This window comes from Bacillus sp. SCT118 (genome assembly GCF_058566435.1).
The window spans coordinates 3,767,098-3,785,189 of the sequence record NZ_CP191225.1 but is presented as its reverse complement, the minus strand read 5'-3'; the positions used below and the strand labels follow the sequence as shown (position 1 = coordinate 3,785,189).

Genomic DNA, 18,092 nt, shown 5'->3' with positions numbered 1-18,092 from the left:
CTGTCAATATTAATTTCTGAAAATTTGTTATAAAAGAAGGATACAAATCTTTCATATTGGGATGGCAAATGGTATTATGGTCTCAATGAAAAAGAACGGATTGCATACAGAATGGGGAGAATGAAATGACAGCTTTATATTCTGTTATTAAGTTTAAAATCATTGAGTTAATTAAATCGGGCAAATATCAGGCGAATGATCAGCTGCCGACGGAGAGTGAGTTTTGCGAACAATATGATGTCAGCAGAACAACTGTGAGACTGGCTCTGCAGCAGCTAGAGCTTGAGGGATATATTAAAAGAATTCAAGGAAAAGGGACATTTGTATCGGCGGCAAAAATACAAACGCCGATTCCGCATAAGATTACGAGCTTTGCAGAACAAATGAGAGGCCTTCGTTCTGAATCAAAAGTGCTTGAGCTTGTGGTGATTCCTGCCGATCACTCCATTGCCGAGCTTTTGAAAATGAAAGAGAATGAACCTGTCAACAAGCTTGTTCGAGTCAGATACGCCGAGGGGGAACCTTTGCAGTATCATACCTCATATATTCCCTGGAAGGCGGCACCGGGGCTGGCGCAGGAGGAATGCACCGGCTCGCTGTTTGAATTGTTAAGGACAAAATACAATATTGAAATCAGCAGGGGCACGGAATCGATCGAACCAATTTTAACGGATGAAACGATCAGCGGCCACTTATTAACCAATGTCGGAGCGCCTGCGTTTTTATCAGAATCCCTTACCTATGATAAAAATGAAGAAGTGGTGGAATATGCGCAAATTATTACCCGGGGAGACCGAACGAAATTCACCGTAGAACAGTCATATCATTCAAGCAATACGTGATAAGAAGGGAATGGTCGTTCTATGTTTCTATTGACGAATGGAAAAGTGCTGTGGGGAGCAGTAATTGCTGCATTCATCTTTTCAATTGTATTTTACCCTTTTCTGCCGACGCAGATGCCGATTCATTATGATGTAGCGAACAGCCCGGATCTGACAGTTAACAAGCTGGCGGGGATTGTGATACTGCCTGTTTTGATGGTGGTGTTTGCATGGGCGCGGAAGATCAATTGGCAATTTGTATTCGCGGTGTATATTTTGCTGATTTGCCACATTGTCGTCCTTTATTTAGCGCTCTAAATCAAACAGCCAGAATAAAACTGGCTGTTTTTCTTTAATTTCAGCTTCATCTGACAATGAATGTGGTGTATAATAGCTGATGATCCTAAAGAATATTCTGAAATTTATAGGTGTGAAGCGGCGTATGATCAAAGGAAAGGCTGTATACTTTTTGCAGCTTTAAAAAGACTGAATATTTAAACAATTATGTGAAAGGTGTGCTGATTAGATTGAATAAGCTTATTGAACGAGAAAAAACTGTATTTCATAAGGAAAAGCCCGATCCGTCATCCTTGGGATTTGGTCAATATTTTACAGATTATATGTTTGTGATGGACTACGAAGAGGGAATTGGATGGCATCATCCGAGAATTGCGCCGTACGCACCGCTTACGCTTGATCCGTCTTCATCTGTTTTTCATTACGGCCAGGCTGTTTTTGAAGGATTAAAAGCATACAGAACAGACGACGGCAGGGTGCTGCTGTTCCGTCCGGATCAAAATGTCAAACGGCTGAACAGATCGTGTGAGCGCATGAGTATGCCTCCTTTAGACGAAGAGCTGGTGCTTGAGGCATTGACGCAATTAGTTGAGCTGGAGAAAGATTGGGTTCCAAAGGAAAAAGGAACGTCACTGTATATTCGTCCTTTTGTGATTGCCACAGAACCGAGTCTTGGTGTGAAGGCATCCAAGAGCTATACATTCATGATCGTGCTTTCGCCTGTAGGCTCCTACTATGGCGACGATCAGCTGAAGCCGGTAAGAATCTACGTCGAAGATGAGTACGTGCGGGCGGTGAACGGCGGAGTCGGATGTGCAAAAACGTCTGGAAATTACGCGGCTAGTCTTCAGGCACAGCGGAAAGCGAATGAGCTGGGTTATGACCAGGTGCTGTGGCTGGATGCCATTGAAAGGAAATATGTGGAAGAGGTAGGGAGCATGAACATCTTTTTCGTCATAAACGGGGAAGCTGTCACACCTGCTTTAAGCGGAAGTATTTTAAGCGGGGTGACACGTGCGTCTGCGATTGAACTGATTCGAAGCTGGGGCATTCCGGTTCGTGAAGAGAGAATATCGATTGATGAGGTGTATGCGGCCTCTGCACGCGGAGAATTGACAGAGGTCTTCGGCACAGGCACGGCAGCAGTCGTTACGCCTGTCGGTGAACTCAACATTCATGGAAAAACGGTGATTGTAGGCGACGGGAAAATCGGGGAGCTCTCGAAAAAGCTGTATGAAACGATAACAGATATTCAGCTTGGCAAGATGAAAGGCCCGTTTAACTGGACAGTGGAAGTGTGAAAATCGAAAAAGAACCTGCCCGGAGGCAGGTTCTTTTTATTTTGAATGAGTCATATCAGCAGCCGGCTGGCTTTTGCGGTTTTTCACATAATATGTTGCATAGCAAATGGCCATAAATGGAACGCCGCAATAGAGTGCGATTCTTTGATTCGGATCAAAGGCAATGCCAACAACGGAAGCCAGGCATAACAGGAACGCGGCAATCGGCACGAACGGATACAAAGGGGTTCTGTATTTCAAATCAGTAACCTTGTTTCCCGCTTCGATATAACGTTTTCTGAACATGAATTGAGAAGCAGCGATTCCCATCCACACGACAACGACGGCAAAACCGGAAATCGACACGAGCACAACGTATACAGTGTCTGGCGCAAATACGCTGGACAGCAACGACAGAATGCCGCCGATCATGCTGAACACCAGCGCGTTAAAAGGGGTTCCTTTTGACGTCAGCTTTGCAAATGTCGGATGAAGCGTTTTTTCTTTTGATAAAGACCACAGCATCCGGGAAGAAGCGTAGAGTCCGGAATTAGCCGCTGACAGGATCGCTGTCAGGATAACAAAGTTCATGATATCGGCTGCGTATGGTACACCGACTCTGTCAAAAACAGCGACAAACGGGCTTTTGATGACACCTGCATCTTGAATCGGAATCAGCCCTGACAGCACAAAAATTGTTCCGACAAAGAAGAGTGAGAGACGCCAGACCGTTGTTTTAATCGCTTTTGGTATTGTCTTGTCAGGATCAACGCTTTCACCGGCTGCGATTCCGATTAGTTCCGTTCCCGAAAAGGCAAAATTAACGGACAGCATCGTCATCAAAATCGGGACAAATCCATTTGGAAAAAGCCCGCCTTCCGCCATGAAGTTGGACAGCATCGGAGCGGCTTCTCCGCCTTTGATCGGGATGATGCCGAACATGGCAGAGCCGCCTAAAAGAATAAATAATACAATGGCTAACACTTTGATGCTGGAAAACCAAAATTCTGATTCAGCGAAAAACTTGACCGAAAATGCGTTAAGCAAGAAAATGAACAGCGCAAAGACGGCACTCCACATCCAAACCGATGTATGGGGGAACCAGCGCTGCATTAACAGGCCGGCTGCTGTGAATTCTGATCCCAATGCCACGGTCCATGTCAGCCAGTACAGCCAAGCGACCGTAAATCCGGTGCCCGGCCCTATGTATTTGGCTGCATAGGTGTGAAAGGCGCCGGTCACAGGCATGGCGACTGACAGCTCACCGAGGCATAGCATGACCAGATAGACGATGCCGGCCCCGACTAAGTAGGCAAGTATCGTTCCGGCCGGGCCTGCTTGCTGAATGGTATAACCTGAGCTTAAAAACAGCCCGGTTCCGATGACACCTCCCAAGGAAAGCATAAAGAGGTGCCGGCTTTTCATACTTCTCTGAAAGGTTGTCTCATTCTTGTTGTGGACAGAGTTCATCTTTTTCCAACTTTCTATCAGCGATTTATTTCCTCCTAATATAAAAAATCTCATGTCAGGAAGTGACACGAGATTCCGGCGAACCGGCTTTAAGTTAGAATATACAAACTATTCCGATAAGTCAAGTTGTTTTTAAAGAGCGGGCCCAAGCCGCAATTTCTTGAATATCTTCGGGTTTTGTCCGGCAGCAGCCGCCAATCAGCCTCGCCCCTTTTTCATGCCAGGTGCGGGCGCTCGCCCCGTAAGATTCTGCGCATGCTGCGCCGTTCCACGTTTTTGTTTCCGGATCATATTGCTCACCTGAATTCGGATAGACAATGATCGGTTTTGACGTGTTCTTTTTTAACTCCTCTATCAAGGAAGGGATATGCTGAAGCGGCGTGCAGTTGATGCCGAGTGCTGCAATTTGGCGGTGTTCATCAAGCCACGATGCGCAGTCAGCGGCAGGTGTTCCGTCACTGATATGCAGGCCGTCTTTAGCACTGAAGCTGATCCATGCATACGTTTCAGGAAATTCCTTCAACAGCCGAACAATCGCTTTGGCTTCAGTCAGACACGGAATCGTTTCGCATGCCAAAACATCAGCTCCGGCTTCAATCAGCGCCTTCATCCGGGGACGATGAAATTCAATCAGTTCATCTTCTGGTATTGCGTAGTTGCCGCGATATTCAGACCCGTCTGCAAGATAAGCGCCATAAGGGCCTACAGAAGCCGCAATGATCGGTTTTGGCCGATTCAAACGGTTCTCTTCAAGCGACCAAAATTCATCACGTGCTTCAGCTGCGATGCTGACGGATAACTCGATGAGCCGGCGTGCTTCCGCTTCGCTCAGCCCGCGTGCGGCAAAGCCTTCAAATGTAGACTGATAGCTGGCAGTGATTGCACAATCGGCGCCTGCCGCGAAATAATCAGTATGAACTTGTTTAATCAGATTTGGCTCTTCCATCAGGATTTTTGCCGACCACAGACTGTCGTTCAAATCACAGCCCTTGCGTTCAAGCTCGGTCGCCATGGCGCCGTCTAGCACAATAAGCGGGTATGTATCTAATATGTGTTGGATAGGATTCATAGAATGTACCGATGCCTTCTTTCAGATTTTTTTGAAAAAGATATGAAAATCGTAATGGAGGCTTACGTGTTTGTCAATAAACGCAAAAAGGAAAAGGTGTTCAGCCGATATGTCTGAACACCCTTTTCTTATGATATTTGTTTGTTGTGCGTGTCAGTCTTTGTGTCTGAAACCGGCCAGCACTCAATGCCATTATGGTTTTTGAGCACATCTTTATAAAAGACCGGATCCTTGCCTGCTTTTTTCTGGCGTGTATAGTCTTTCAGCGCCGTAAAAACGACCTTTGATAGTAAGAAAATCGCGATTAAATTCACGACGACCATCAAACCCATGAACAAATCAGCAAGATCCCAGACGAGCTGGACTTTGGCAACACAGCCAAACACGATCATTGCCAGCACGCCGATACGGTAGACAAAAATCAGTTTTTTGCTTTTGTTCAAAAAGCCGATATTGGTTTCGCCATAATAATAGTTTCCAATTAGAGCACAGAATCCGAATAACAAAATCAGAATGGCGAGAAAGCCTGATGCCCATGATCCGACATGGGAGCTGAGGGAGGCTTGTGTCAAGGCGATTCCGCTCAGACCCGGAGTATGATAGGCGTCCGAAAACAGGATGATAAAGGCGGTGCTTGTACAAATGATTAGCGTATCTGACAGGACACCAAGCGCTTGAATCAGCCCCTGTTTGACAGGATGGCTTGTTGTGGCGGTGGCAGCGGCATTCGGTGCGCTCCCCATTCCCGCTTCGTTTGAAAAAATTCCCCGTCTAACGCCTTGCATGAGTGCCGCGCCCAAAGCCCCGCCGGCGGCCTGGTCAAAACCAAACGCATTTTTCACGATTAGCGCAAGCACACCTGGCAGCTGCGTAATGTTGGTAAAAATGACGAAAAACGCAACTCCGATATACAGGACAGCCAATACGACGACAATGGATTCAGCCAGCTTTGCAATGCGCTTGACTCCGCCAAAAATAATCGTGCCGAATACAGCAATTAAAATGAGTCCCAATGTCAGGCGGTTTGTGCCAAACGCGTTTTCAAAGGCAAGGCTGACTGTATTGGATTGAACCGAGTTGAAGACGATACCGAACGATAAGGTGATTAACACAGCGAACAGCGCGCCCATCCACCTTTTGTTCAGCCCTTTTTCCATGTAATACGCAGGCCCGCCGCGGAAGCCGTTTACATCTTTTACTTTATAAATCTGAGCCAGTGTGCTTTCCACAAAGCTGGATGCTGATCCGATAATGGCGATAATCCACATCCAGAAGATTGCACCGGGCCCGCCGAGTGCAATGGCGATGGCAATGCCCGTAATATTTCCCGTTCCGACACGGGCCGCCATGCTGATGCAAAAGGCTTGAAACGGAGAAATGCTGTTTTTCGACCGGGAAGCAGCACCTTCTCTTAATACCCTGACCATTTCTTTCAGCATGCGAACCTGTAAAAACTTCAGCCTGAACGTAAAATAGATTCCAAAAGAAAGGAGCAAAACAATTAATAGCTTTGACCACAAAAGATCATTTGCAATACCGACGATATGTTCCAGGATTTGCTGCATAGAATCACCTCTTTTTTCATATTTAAAAAATGCTGAGCTCCCATTCCTGCGCCATATGCTTCAGCAGCATACCGCCAGTGAGGCTGTTGCCGTATTCATCAATGGCAGGCCCGTAAATGCCGATGCCGCATCCGGATTGAAAAGGCTGTTCTCTTCTGGCGCTTGGAGGCACCAGCGCCATGATGCCGCCGGAGACGCCGCTTTTGGCCGGCACGCCGACAAACGCCGCATATTTGCCTGAAGCGTTGTACATGCCGCACGTCAGCATTAATGCCTTGGCCAATTTTGCGACATCTTTTGGAATCACCTGCTCGCGTCGAATCGGATGATACCCGTCATGAGCAAGGATCAGGCCGATCAATGCAATATCTTCTGTAGTGCTCTCCATAGCGCATTGCTTCAAGTACACCTCAAGTGTTTCTTCTACTTCAGCTTCTAAAAAGTTTGTTTCTTTTAAATAGTAGGCCAGCGCTCTGTTGCGGTGGGCGGTTTCCCATTCAGAACGGAATACTTCTTCATGAATTCTCGGCCGTTTTCCTATCAAAGTTTCCATCACCGAGTAAAGAAACTCGAGCTTTTCGTATGCCGATTCTCCGGGAAGGATCGAAGCGATGGTGAGGGCACCCGCGTTGATCATGGGATTGAAGGGCTTTCCCGGCTTGTTGATTTCGAGCCGAATGATTGAATTAAAGGCGTCACCTGTCGGCTCGACATCTACGCGGTCCAGCACATAGGGAATGCCGCGGCTCATGCAGGCGGCAATAAAGCTAATCACTTTTGAAATGCTTTGCAGGGTAAAAGAGACGTTCCAGTCGCCGGCGTGTATCATCGTTCCATCAGGCTCCAATACACAGATGCCGAGCTGTGAATCATTGATTTTTCCTAATGCGGGGATATAGTTTGCACTTTGTCCATTGGCGGCAAAAGGGCGATAGTACGCAACCCAATCATGCAGCTGTAACGCCGGGTTTATGTCTTTCTGGTGCTCTTTTATCAATTCTTTCATCGAATTCCTCCTCACTGATTTTTTCTTAAAGGACTGAGGTGTATCAAAACGAAGGCTAAAGGGGCGTTAAACGCTTTCATGATAGCGGAAGGTATAATTACTGTATAATGGCGACTACAGAATCATACAAAATACGACAAAAACATTTTGAAAATAAGCAGTAAGATTTATAAAAACCTTATTTTCTGGGTCAAAAGCAATTTGCAGGTTTTCGCCCGATTCCCCAAAATAAAAAGCGAGGATGTGATCAACATAAAACTGGAACGGTTTATTGAAAAAGACGGATATATACTGGCCCTCATGCTGATAACGGTGCCGCTGGCCGGTGAACTGAAATTTTATCCCCTTAATGAAGAATTCCGGGTCAGCTTTGGGGCACCGGTTTTTTTCTTCTTTTTATCGTTGTTGCGGCATGTGCCCGCTGTGCTGCCGGGTTTTCTGACTGGAGCGGCTGTTTTCATCTTTCGCGTCTTACTGGAATTATGGGGCGGAGGACACAATGGACTGACTCCGATTCTGTATGATCAAGCGTCTGGCTTTTTCTTTTATATGACTTACGCCTGTCTGTTTTCCATATTAAAGGCCAATCGTTTCCGTGAACGGCCGATTATGCTCGGTTTCATTGGGTTTATGATTGAAGTTGTGTCAGATTGTGTCGAGCTGGCTGTGCAATTTCTCATTTTTCATACGGTTGTCACGCCTGAGAAAATCACTGACATTGCGGTGATTGCGATTTCTCACACATTTATTGTGATGAGCTTTTATAGTGTGCTGAAGCTGTATGAAACACAATCGAGAGAAAAACAGACAAGGCAGCAGCACGAGCACATGCTGATGATCGTTTCCAATTTATATGAAGAAACGGTGCACCTAAAAAAGACATTGAAAACGACAGAGAAAGTGACAAACGATTCGTATCAGCTCTATCGGGAAATGAAGGGCAAGGATGTTCAGCTGAGCGGCAGAATCCTGAGACTGGCCGGAGAGATTCATGAAGTGAAAAAGGACAACCAGCGGATATTCGCAGGGCTTTCAAAATTGATTTCGAATGAGAGTTTGAGAGATTATATGAGGGCTTCTGATTTGCTGCAGCTCGTGATTCGAATGAATGAAAAGTACGCTGAAGCACTAGGGAAGCAGATTGATTTTTACTGCTCGATCGAGGGAGAGCATGACGAATATCACGTATTTATCGTGCTTTCGATCATTAATAATCTAACAGCAAATGCGGTAGAGGCTATGGATGAAGAGGGAATGGTCAGCCTGAGGCTCCGTAAGCCAAATGAGAGTATGGTAGAATTCCAGGTGGAAGACAATGGCCCCGGGATTTCTGAGAAAATCGGAGACATTGTGTTTGACCCGGGCTTTACTTCAAAATATGACGAATTTGGCACGCCTTCTACGGGTATCGGACTTTCCTACGTAAAGGAAATCGTGACAGAGCTAGAAGGGGATATCACGTTTGATAATCAGCAGCGGGGAGTGGTGTTTGCCATCAGGCTGCCTGTCCGGCATTTGATTCAGAAAGGGTGAACCAAAAGCTATGCGTTTTTTTATTGCAGATGATGACCGTGCGGTGCGGTCAATTTTAAGGCAGATCATTGAGGACGAAGATCTCGGGGAAGCTGCTGGTGAAGCAGACGACGGAAGCCAAGTGGAAGGGCATATGCTGCAATTTAAGCAGATTGATATTTTATTAATCGATCTGTTAATGCCCGGAAGAGACGGCATTGAGACGATTCGTCAGATCCAGAATACGTACTCCGGCAAAATCGTAATGATCTCTCAAGTGGAGGCGAAGGAAATGGTCGGGGAAGCGTATTCGCTCGGCATCGAATATTTTATCCATAAGCCGATTAACCGCATTGAAATTGTCACGGTTCTCCAAAAGGTGAAGGAGCGGATCGAGCTTGAACACTCGATTGGAGCCATTCAGCATTCTCTAAGCCGGCTTGTCAATCGGACTGAACGGAAAGCGCGTCCCCAGCAGAAGAGTGACAGCGGTTTAAAAGAGGCAGGAACATTCCTGTTGTCCGAGCTGGGCATGATGGGAGAAGGCGGCGCACATGATCTCATGGCGGTCCTGCAGTATTTAGCAGAACACGAGCAATCCGAGCCGCACGAAAAACAAAGCCCTTCGCTAAAACAAATATTCACCCAAGTAGCGGTACGGAAGCTGGGGACAGGGGCCTCACAGACGGAAGTCAATCGCGAAATGAAAGCCTCGGAGCAGCGTATCCGCAGAGCGATTATTCATTCGCTGCACCATTTTGCTTCACTGGGCACAACTGATTTTTCGAATCCAAAATTTGAAACCTATGCATCGAAATTCTTTGATTTTCCGGTTGTCAGCCAGAAAATGAAAGAACTCCAATCCAAGGATGCAAAACCCCTTGCACCTGCTAGAATAAATATGAAAAAATTCATCCACGTGTTTTTTTTGGAAGCAAAGCTTTTGCATGAAACGATGAAACAAAGAAGGATATAAACCAAACAGCCGGCTGACCAGGCTGTTTTTTTGCTGCGCAGAATCCCGGCCGGACAGTGATTTACCGCTTTTTTATAAAATATCAGAAAATAAAGATATTGACTTATTGTTTATTTGTCTTACAATTAAACAAAAGGATATACGGGAAGGGGCGGTTGTAAAAGAAAAATTAATAAAAGCGCTTTCAGTCAAGGGCTGTAAACACAAATAACAGGAGGTTATGTTGATGAGCCGTATCAGAAAAGCACCCGCTGGAATTTTAGGTTTTCCGGTTGCTCCTTTTAACACACAAGGAAAACTGGAGGAAGAAGCTCTTTTTCAAAACATTGAGTTTTTGCTGGAAGAAGGATTGGAAGCGATATTTATCGCTTGTGGGTCTGGTGAATTCCAATCTCTCAGCCAGAAGGAATATGAGCAAATGGTGGAAGTCGCAGTCTCGGCAGCCGGAGGAAAGGTGCCGGTCTACACGGGGGTGGGCGGCAACCTCAGCACAGCGCTTGATTGGGCGCAGCTGTCGGAGAAAAAAGGCGCCGACGGCTACTTGATTCTGCCTCCGTATTTGGTGCATGGCGAACAGGAGGGGCTGTACCAGTATGCGAAAACGATTATTGAAAGCACTGACTTGAACGCGATTCTTTATCAGCGCGATAACGCCGTTCTCTCAGTTGAACAGATCAAACGTCTGACCGAATGTGAACAGCTTGTCGGTGTCAAAGACGGGGTAGGAAATATGGATTTGAATATCAACCTCGTCTATACGATCGGCGACCGCTTAGGATGGCTCAACGGAATGCCGATGGCTGAAGTGACGATGCCGGCTTATCTGCCGATCGGGTTCCACTCTTACTCTTCAGCGATTTCAAATTATATCCCGCATATTTCGCGAATGTTCTATGATGCATTGAAAAACGGAAATGACGAGCTTGTGAAGGAACTCTATCGGCATGTGATTCTGCCGATCAACGACATTCGCAAACAACGGAAAGGCTACGCCGTATCCTTGATTAAAGCCGGTATGGAAATCATGGGTTTGAATGTAAGGAATACAGCCAGACCGCCTGTCGGCCCGGTTGAAAAAGATCATTATCAGCAATTGGAAGCAATTTTGAAGCGGGCGGCTGACCGTTTTCCGAAAAAAGCCGCGACGGTTTGACCAGAAAAAACACGAAAGGGGCAATGGGCATGTCTGTGATCACGGAACAAAACACGTACCTCAACTTTATTAACGGAGAGTGGGTTAAGTCTCAATCAGGCGATATGGTCAAGGTCGAAAACCCTGCCGATGTGAATGATATTGTCGGATATGTACAGAATTCAACGGCTGAAGATGTGGAACGTGCCGTCGTCGCCGCCAATGAAGCCAAAACGGCTTGGAGAAAGCTGACGGGTGCCGAGCGCGGCCAATACTTATACAAAACAGCGGATATCATGGAGCAGCGCTTGGAGGAAATCGCCGCCTGTGCAACGCGTGAAATGGGTAAAACATTGCCGGAAGCGAAGGGAGAAACAGCCCGGGGGATTGCCATTCTGCGCTATTATGCCGGAGAGGGTATGCGAAAAACGGGTGACGTCATTCCGTCTACTGACAAAGACGCGCTCATGTTTACCACCCGTGTTCCGCTCGGTGTGGTCGGCGTGATTTCTCCGTGGAACTTCCCAGTGGCGATTCCGATTTGGAAAATGGCGCCGGCATTGGTATACGGCAATACCGTTGTCATCAAACCGGCGACAGAAACAGCTGTGACATGCGCGAAGATCATTGCCTGCTTTGAGGAAGCGGGGCTCCCGGCAGGGGTCATCAATTTGGTGACAGGCCCGGGTTCTGTTGTCGGGCAGGGGCTTGCTGAGCATGACGGTGTAAACGCCGTTACGTTTACCGGTTCAAATCAAGTCGGAAAAATCATCGGGCAAGCCGCTTTAGCGAGGGGAGCCAAGTACCAGCTTGAGATGGGCGGCAAAAACCCTGTCATCGTAGCTGATGATGCTGACCTTGAAGCTGCGGCAGAAGCTGTCATAACGGGGGCCTTCCGTTCAACCGGCCAGAAATGCACCGCGACAAGCCGTGTCATTGTACAAAGCGGAATTTATGAGCGCTTTAAAGAAAAACTGCTTCACCGCACAAAAGATATTACAATCGGAGACAGCTTAAAAGAGGATGTCTGGATGGGACCGATTGCCAGCAAGAATCAGCTTGATAACTGCCTGTCATACATTGAGAAAGGCAAACAGGAGGGCGCTTCCCTTTTAATAGGAGGAGAAAAGCTGGAGAACGGAAAGTATCAAAACGGCTATTATGTTCAGCCTGCCATCTTTGACAATGTGACATCTGAGATGACAATTGCCCAGGAGGAAATTTTCGGTCCGGTGATCGCCTTGATCAAGGTGGACTCGATGGAGGAGGCGCTGAACATCGCCAATGATGTGAAGTTCGGTTTAAGTGCATCCATCTTCACGGAAAACATCGGCCGAATGCTTTCTTTCATTGATGAAATCGATGCCGGGCTGGTTCGGATCAATGCAGAAAGCGCAGGTGTTGAGCTGCAGGCGCCTTTTGGCGGCATGAAGCAGTCGAGCTCCCACTCCCGAGAACAGGGTGAGGCAGCGAAGGACTTTTTCACGGCGATTAAAACCGTTTTTGTGAAGCCGTAATGGTGCTGGAAAGAGGCGTGCGTCTCTTTCCCGGCTTTATCACAGCCAGCATATGATTCTCTACTTTGAAAAGGAGAAGATACTATGAAAAAAGACTTTGCGAGTGTTACACCGGCGGGCAAAAAAACGTCCGTGCGCTGGTTCATCGTGTTTATGCTGTTTCTTGTGACCTCTATTAACTACGCGGATCGAGCGACGCTTTCCATCACCGGAGATTCCGTCCAGCATGATTTGGGATTGGACTCGGTCGCCATGGGATATGTCTTTTCTGCCTTTGGCTGGGCCTATGTTATCGGACAGCTTCCGGGCGGCTGGCTGCTGGACCGTTTTGGTTCAAAGACTATCATTGCGTTAAGCATCTTTTTCTGGTCGTTTTTTACGCTGCTGCAAGGGGCGATTGGCTTTTTCTCCGCCGGCACAGCGATTATCCTGCTGTTTGCACTGCGTTTTCTGGTTGGTTTATCAGAAGCGCCTTCATTTCCCGGAAACGGCAGAGTTGTTGCCTCATGGTTTCCAAGCTCCGAGCGCGGGACAGCTTCAGCCTTTTTTAATTCAGCACAATACTTCGCAATCGTCATTTTTTCTCCTTTAATGGGCTGGCTTACCCACTCTTTCGGCTGGCATTCCGTCTTCGTTGTCATGGGTATTGCGGGCATTCTTCTGGCTGTCATCTGGCTAAAAACGGTGTATGAACCGAAAAAACACCCAAAGGTTAATGAAGCTGAGCTTGCGTACATCGAACAGGGCGGCGGGCTGATTTCCATGGATGACAGTAAAAGCAAACAAGAAACAGAATCGAAATGGCCGTATATCAAACAGCTGTTAACGAACCGCATGCTGATTGGCGTGTACATCGCGCAATACTGTATTACGACTCTCACCTATTTCTTTCTCACATGGTTTCCGGTATATTTGGTTCAGGCCCGCGGCATGTCTATTCTTGAAGCTGGGTTTGTCGCTTCCCTGCCGGCGCTGTGCGGATTTGCCGGCGGCGTCCTTGGGGGCATTGTGTCAGACATCTTACTCAAAAAAGGCCGTTCACTGACCTTTGCAAGAAAAGTGCCAATCATTGCCGGCATGCTGCTGTCTTGCAGTATGATTGTCTGCAACTATACAGATTCAGCGTGGCTTGTCGTTGTTATTATGTCGCTCGCGTTTTTCGGAAAAGGCTTCGGCGCATTGGGCTGGGCTGTCGTGTCGGACACGTCTCCGAAAGAATGTGCAGGATTAAGCGGCGGTTTGTTCAACACTTTCGGCAATATTGCCTCGATTACAACACCGATTATTATCGGATACATTGTTAATGCCACTGGATCTTTTAATGGCGCGCTTGTGTTTGTCGGCGCTAACGCGATTGCGGCGATCCTCAGCTATTTGCTGCTGGTCGGGCCGATCAAACGGGTCGTGTTAAAGAAACAAGAACAAGACCCCGATCAATCGTTGCCTGTCTAATATTTATGAAAGCGCTTTATAAAGGGAGGAAAATGCATGAGTTCACCGATACAAGAGCAGGTTCAAAAAGAGAAAAGATCGAATATTCCCTCAATTTCTGAAATGAAGGTGATTCCTGTTGCGGGACATGACAGCATGCTGCTGAATCTAAGCGGAGCACACAGCCCGTTTTTTACCCGGAATATCGTAATCTTAACGGACAGCAGCGGAAATCAGGGAGTCGGCGAGGTGCCTGGCGGAGAGCATATTCGCCGCACACTGGAGCTGTCAGAGCCGCTTGTTGTCGGAAAATCTATCGGTGCGTACCAAGCGATATTGCAAACGGTCAGAAAGCAGTTTGGCGATCAGGACAGGGGAGGGCGAGGAAACCAGACGTTTGATTTGCGCACCACTGTGCACGCCGTCACCGCACTGGAAGCGGCTTTGTTAGATTTGCTTGGAAAGTTTCTTCAGGAACCGGTCGCGGCTTTGCTGGGCGAAGGGAAGCAGCGTGATGAAGTAAAAATGCTCGGTTACCTCTTTTACATCGGCGACCGAAAGCGGACGACCTTGCCGTATCAAAGCGATGAGCAGTCAGATTGTGCGTGGTTCCGTCTGCGCCATGAGGAAGCGCTGACGCCGGAGGCCATTGTGCGTCTTGCCGAATCAGCACAGGAGCGCTATGGCTTTCAGGATTTCAAGTTGAAAGGCGGGGTGCTGCGGGGAGAAGAGGAAATCGAAGCTGTTACCGCATTATCGAAACGTTTTCCAGAGGCAAGGATCACTCTTGATCCGAACGGGGCATGGTCATTAGAGGAAGCTATTGCATTATGCAAAGGAAAGCAAGATGTGCTCGCGTATGCGGAAGATCCGTGCGGGGATGAGAATGGCTACTCCGCTCGTGAAGTAATGGCTGAATTCCGCCGTGCGACAGGGCTTCCGACTGCGACAAATATGATTGCGACTGACTGGCGGGAAATGGGTCACGCAATTCAGCTCCATGCGGTGGATATACCGCTGGCTGATCCGCATTTTTGGACGATGCAAGGGTCGGTGCGGGTTGCGCAAATGTGCCATGATTGGGGTTTGACATGGGGCTCGCATTCCAACAACCACTTTGATATTTCCCTAGCGATGTTTACCCATGTGGCAGCAGCGGCTCCGGGGCGGATCACGGCGATTGATACCCATTGGATCTGGCAGGACGGGCAGCGATTAACGAAACAGCCTTTTGAGATTTCTTCTGGCTGTGTCAAGGTGCCGGATAAGCCTGGACTAGGCGTCGATATTGATATGGAACAAGTGGAAAAAGCGCATGAGATCTACCGGAAAATGAATTTAGGCGCACGGAATGACGCGATCCCAATGCAGTTCCTGATCCGCAACTGGGAATTTGACCGGAAGCGCCCGTGTCTTGTGCGATAAGTTTGTTTGTAAATATTGTCATATCCGCTATTTTGTCTTACAATTGAACAACTGAAGGGAGAGTTGTTCGTGTACGAAGGTTTAGAGGATTTGAAAGTCGATACAGTCAATCGGAAAACATTAGCCAAGCAGGTCATCGAACGGATTGTCCATTTATTATCGAGCGGACAGTTGAGGGCCGGAGACAAATTGCCGACAGAAATGGAACTGATGGACATTTTGCATGTCAGCAGGCCGGTGCTACGGGAAGCACTCAGTTCACTTGAAACGCTGGGCGTCATTACGAGAAAAACACGAGGGGGCACATATTTCAACGATAAAATCGGCATGCAGCCATTCTCCGTCATGCTTGCTTTGGCCACTGATAATCTTCCGGCTATCATTGAAGCGCGGATGGCGCTAGAACTTGGACTTGTGACAATTGCCGCGGAAAAAATCAATGAGGAAGAGCTTCAGCGTTTGCAGAAGACGATCGACGATATTGCCAACAGCACTGACAATCATTATGGTGAAGCGGATAAAGAGTTCCATCGAATTATTGCGTTAAGCGCCAATAACCCCGTCGTTGAAGGGATGATTCAGTCCCTGCTGATCACCCATGCGAAAATTGACAGCCAAATTCCGTACAGGGAGAGAGATGTAACGGTCGAATATCACAAAAAAATATACGACGCCCTTGCCAAAAGAGATCCGTACAAAGCACATTACCACATGTATGAGCATCTGAAATTTGTCCGTGACAAAATTCTAAAAGGAATGGATGAAAAATAATGGTGAGCAACCGCAGTTGAAACGTAAGAGCTGCGGTTTTTTTAAAACCAATTTAGAAAACGCTTACTAAGATATGAGGAGTGATTTTCATATGGCGATGAACCTCAGGAAGAACCAAGCGCCCCTTTACATCAAAGTGCATGAAATAGATAACACCGCGATTATTGTAAATGATGGAGGACTGCCAAAGGGCACTGTTTTCTCATGCGGGCTCGTACTTGAAGAGGATGTTCCTCAAGGCCATAAGGTGGCCCTCACCGATCTCAATCAAGGGGACGAGATCGTGCGTTACGGAGAGGTGATCGGATTTGCTGATGAGACGATCAAACGCGGGAGCTGGATACGGGAAGCCCTCGTGAGAATGCCCGCTCCTCCGGCGTTAGACGATCTTCCTCTCGCAAACAGGGTGCCGCAGCCGCGGCCGCCTCTTGAAGGCTACACGTTTGAAGGATACCGAAATGCGGATGGCAGTGTGGGGACAAAAAATATCCTCGGCATCACGACAAGTGTTCAATGTGTTGTTGGCGTTTTGGATTATGCAGTCAAACGAATAAAAGAAGAGCTGCTGCCGAAATACCCAAATGTCGATGACATTGTGCCGCTGCATCATCAATACGGATGCGGCGTGGCGATCAATGCGCCCGACGCTGTTATTCCGATCCGCACGATTCAAAATCTCGCGAAGCATCCGAACTTCGGCGGAGAAGTAATGGTAATCGGATTGGGATGTGAAAAGCTCCTCCCGGAAAGAATTGCCTCCGAAAATGATGATGACATTCTATCGCTCCAGGATCACCGAGGTTTTGCGGCGATGATCCAATCCATTTTGGAAATGGCGGAGGAACGGTTAATCAGGCTGAACAGCAGAACCCGGGTGTCATGCCCTGTTTCGGATCTGGTTATCGGCCTGCAATGCGGCGGCAGTGATGCGTTTTCCGGCGTGACGGCGAACCCTGCCGTGGGGTATGCGGCTGATTTATTGGTTCGCGCAGGTGCAACGGTTTTGTTTTCTGAAGTGACAGAGGTGCGGGATGCCATTCATTTATTAACGCCGCGGGCTGTCAGTGAAGAGGTCGGACAATCGCTGATCGAAGAGATGAAGTGGTATGACAGCTATCTCCGGCGGGGAGACGCAGACCGAAGCGCAAACCCGTCACCAGGCAATAAAAAAGGCGGATTATCCAATGTGGTGGAAAAAGCGTTAGGCTCGGTAGCTAAATCAGGCACAAGCCCCATCTCCGGCGTGCTCGGTCCTGGTGAAAGAGCAGAGCAAAAAGGCCTGCTGTTCGCGGCGACACCGGCAAGCGATTTTGTGTGCGGTACCCTGCAGCTGGCTGCGGGCATGAATCTGCAGGTGTTTACGACAGGGAGGGGAACACCATATGGCCTGGCTGCTGCGCCGGTGCTGAAAGTATCGACGCGGCATTCCTTATCAGAGCATTGGGCTGATTTAATCGATATCAATGCCGGCCGAATCGCGACAGGAGAGGCCAGTATCGAAGACGTAGGCTGGGAAATCTTCAGGACGATTTTGGATGTGGCAAGCGGCCGCAAACAAACGTGGGCGGACCGTTGGGGCCTTCATAATGATTTGTGCTTGTTTAATCCTGCTCCAGTGACTTGATTTATTGTTCTAGTAGATTGAAATTGGAATATGATGTAAAATGATAATCAACAAACAAAGAACGGAGGGGTTCCAGCATGGCATTCATGAGATTCCGAGTGACACGAATTCAATAGTGAACAACTCTCGCCTGAATGCGAGAGAATCGGGATGAATCCGCCTATGTATGAGCCCTTACATGATTATCAAAAAAGAG

The 18,092-nt window shown here is 47.8% G+C and carries 15 protein-coding genes; 11 read left to right on the top strand and 4 right to left on the bottom strand.

From position 1 onward, the window contains the following. Positions 1-125: 125 nt before the first annotated feature. The 3 genes from gamR (at position 126) to ACQVGT_RS19345 (ending at position 2,419) form a co-directional block, all read left to right on the top strand. Positions 126-842 carry a transcriptional regulator GamR gene (gene gamR, locus ACQVGT_RS19355; protein WP_015382651.1) on the top strand — a complete coding sequence of 239 codons (717 nt, stop codon included), beginning with the start codon at positions 126-128 and terminating at the stop codon, positions 840-842. A 21-nt stretch (positions 843-863) separates the two neighbouring features. After that, entirely contained in the window at positions 864-1,139 is a 276-nt protein-coding gene (locus tag ACQVGT_RS19350) for a DUF1648 domain-containing protein (RefSeq protein WP_015382652.1), read from the top strand. 209 nt (positions 1,140-1,348) lie between these two features. Beyond that, complete coding sequence (locus ACQVGT_RS19345) at positions 1,349-2,419, top strand: branched-chain amino acid aminotransferase (protein WP_015482741.1); 1,071 nt, start codon at positions 1,349-1,351, stop codon at positions 2,417-2,419. Between the two features lie 36 nt (positions 2,420-2,455). Here ACQVGT_RS19345 and mmuP read toward each other — a convergent pair whose 3' ends face one another. From mmuP to ACQVGT_RS19325, 4 genes are all read right to left on the bottom strand, one after another. Beyond that, entirely contained in the window at positions 2,456-3,868 is a 1,413-nt protein-coding gene (gene mmuP / locus ACQVGT_RS19340; protein ID WP_015482742.1) for an S-methylmethionine permease, read from the bottom strand. Between the two features lie 121 nt (positions 3,869-3,989). Beyond that, the gene (gene mmuM / locus ACQVGT_RS19335; protein ID WP_015382655.1) at positions 3,990-4,937 is read right to left on the bottom strand and encodes a homocysteine S-methyltransferase; all 948 of its coding nucleotides are present in this window, start codon (positions 4,935-4,937) and stop codon (positions 3,990-3,992) included. Positions 4,938-5,065: 128 nt separating this feature from the next. Then, positions 5,066-6,502, bottom strand: a complete 1,437-nt coding sequence (locus ACQVGT_RS19330; protein ID WP_015382657.1) for an alanine/glycine:cation symporter family protein — start codon at positions 6,500-6,502, stop codon at positions 5,066-5,068. Between the two features lie 22 nt (positions 6,503-6,524). Beyond that, positions 6,525-7,508: a glutaminase gene (locus ACQVGT_RS19325; protein WP_015382658.1), complete on the bottom strand. Its 984-nt coding sequence runs from the start codon at positions 7,506-7,508 to the stop codon at positions 6,525-6,527. A 300-nt stretch (positions 7,509-7,808) separates the two neighbouring features. On the opposite strand from ACQVGT_RS19325, the gene glnK reads away from it, so the two are divergent. The 8 genes from glnK to garD all read left to right on the top strand — a co-directional run bounded on the left by glnK (position 7,809) and on the right by garD (position 17,896). Continuing rightward, a complete protein-coding gene (gene glnK / locus ACQVGT_RS19320) occupies positions 7,809-9,041 on the top strand; it encodes a two-component system sensor histidine kinase GlnK (protein WP_080030709.1) in 1,233 nt (410 codons plus the stop codon). A gap of 10 nt (positions 9,042-9,051) precedes the next feature. Further along, a complete protein-coding gene (glnL, locus tag ACQVGT_RS19315; RefSeq protein ID WP_003234824.1) occupies positions 9,052-9,996 on the top strand; it encodes a glutamine utilization two-component system response regulator GlnL in 945 nt (314 codons plus the stop codon). 226 nt (positions 9,997-10,222) lie between these two features. Then, positions 10,223-11,149: a 5-dehydro-4-deoxyglucarate dehydratase gene (gene kdgD, locus ACQVGT_RS19310; RefSeq protein ID WP_015482744.1), complete on the top strand. Its 927-nt coding sequence runs from the start codon at positions 10,223-10,225 to the stop codon at positions 11,147-11,149. A 29-nt stretch (positions 11,150-11,178) separates the two neighbouring features. Further along, a complete protein-coding gene (gene gucD / locus ACQVGT_RS19305; RefSeq protein WP_015482745.1) occupies positions 11,179-12,645 on the top strand; it encodes an alpha-ketoglutaric semialdehyde dehydrogenase GucD in 1,467 nt (488 codons plus the stop codon). Positions 12,646-12,729: 84 nt separating this feature from the next. Next, on the top strand, positions 12,730-14,097 hold the full coding sequence (gene gudP, locus ACQVGT_RS19300) for a glucarate transporter GudP (protein ID WP_003234818.1): 1,368 nt from the start codon (positions 12,730-12,732) through the stop codon (positions 14,095-14,097). Between the two features lie 36 nt (positions 14,098-14,133). Next, positions 14,134-15,501, top strand: coding sequence for a glucarate dehydratase (gene gudD / locus ACQVGT_RS19295; RefSeq protein WP_015382662.1), 1,368 nt, complete (start codon positions 14,134-14,136; stop codon positions 15,499-15,501). Positions 15,502-15,570: 69 nt separating this feature from the next. Continuing rightward, entirely contained in the window at positions 15,571-16,272 is a 702-nt protein-coding gene (locus ACQVGT_RS19290) for a FadR/GntR family transcriptional regulator (protein WP_003246338.1), read from the top strand. Positions 16,273-16,363: 91 nt separating this feature from the next. Further along, positions 16,364-17,896: a galactarate dehydratase gene (gene garD, locus ACQVGT_RS19285; RefSeq protein ID WP_041517627.1), complete on the top strand. Its 1,533-nt coding sequence runs from the start codon at positions 16,364-16,366 to the stop codon at positions 17,894-17,896. Positions 17,897-18,092 lie beyond the last annotated feature (196 nt).

Bases quoted from the DNA above. Each gene is read 5' to 3' on its own strand.
- gamR (WP_015382651.1), top strand. From the start codon at position 126: ATGACAGCTTTATATTCTGTTATTAAGTTTAAAATCATTGAGTTAATT.
- ACQVGT_RS19350 (WP_015382652.1), top strand. From the start codon at position 864: ATGTTTCTATTGACGAATGGAAAAGTGCTGTGGGGAGCAGTAATTGCT.
- mmuP (WP_015482742.1), bottom strand. From the start codon at position 3,868: ATGAACTCTGTCCACAACAAGAATGAGACAACCTTTCAGAGAAGTATG.
- mmuM (WP_015382655.1), bottom strand. From the start codon at position 4,937: ATGAATCCTATCCAACACATATTAGATACATACCCGCTTATTGTGCTA.
- ACQVGT_RS19330 (WP_015382657.1), bottom strand. From the start codon at position 6,502: ATGCAGCAAATCCTGGAACATATCGTCGGTATTGCAAATGATCTTTTG.
- ACQVGT_RS19325 (WP_015382658.1), bottom strand. From the start codon at position 7,508: ATGAAAGAATTGATAAAAGAGCACCAGAAAGACATAAACCCGGCGTTA.
- glnK (WP_080030709.1), top strand. From the start codon at position 7,809: ATGCTGATAACGGTGCCGCTGGCCGGTGAACTGAAATTTTATCCCCTT.
- glnL (WP_003234824.1), top strand. From the start codon at position 9,052: ATGCGTTTTTTTATTGCAGATGATGACCGTGCGGTGCGGTCAATTTTA.
- kdgD (WP_015482744.1), top strand. From the start codon at position 10,223: ATGAGCCGTATCAGAAAAGCACCCGCTGGAATTTTAGGTTTTCCGGTT.
- gucD (WP_015482745.1), top strand. From the start codon at position 11,179: ATGTCTGTGATCACGGAACAAAACACGTACCTCAACTTTATTAACGGA.
- gudP (WP_003234818.1), top strand. From the start codon at position 12,730: ATGAAAAAAGACTTTGCGAGTGTTACACCGGCGGGCAAAAAAACGTCC.
- gudD (WP_015382662.1), top strand. From the start codon at position 14,134: ATGAGTTCACCGATACAAGAGCAGGTTCAAAAAGAGAAAAGATCGAAT.
- garD (WP_041517627.1), top strand. From the start codon at position 16,364: ATGGCGATGAACCTCAGGAAGAACCAAGCGCCCCTTTACATCAAAGTG.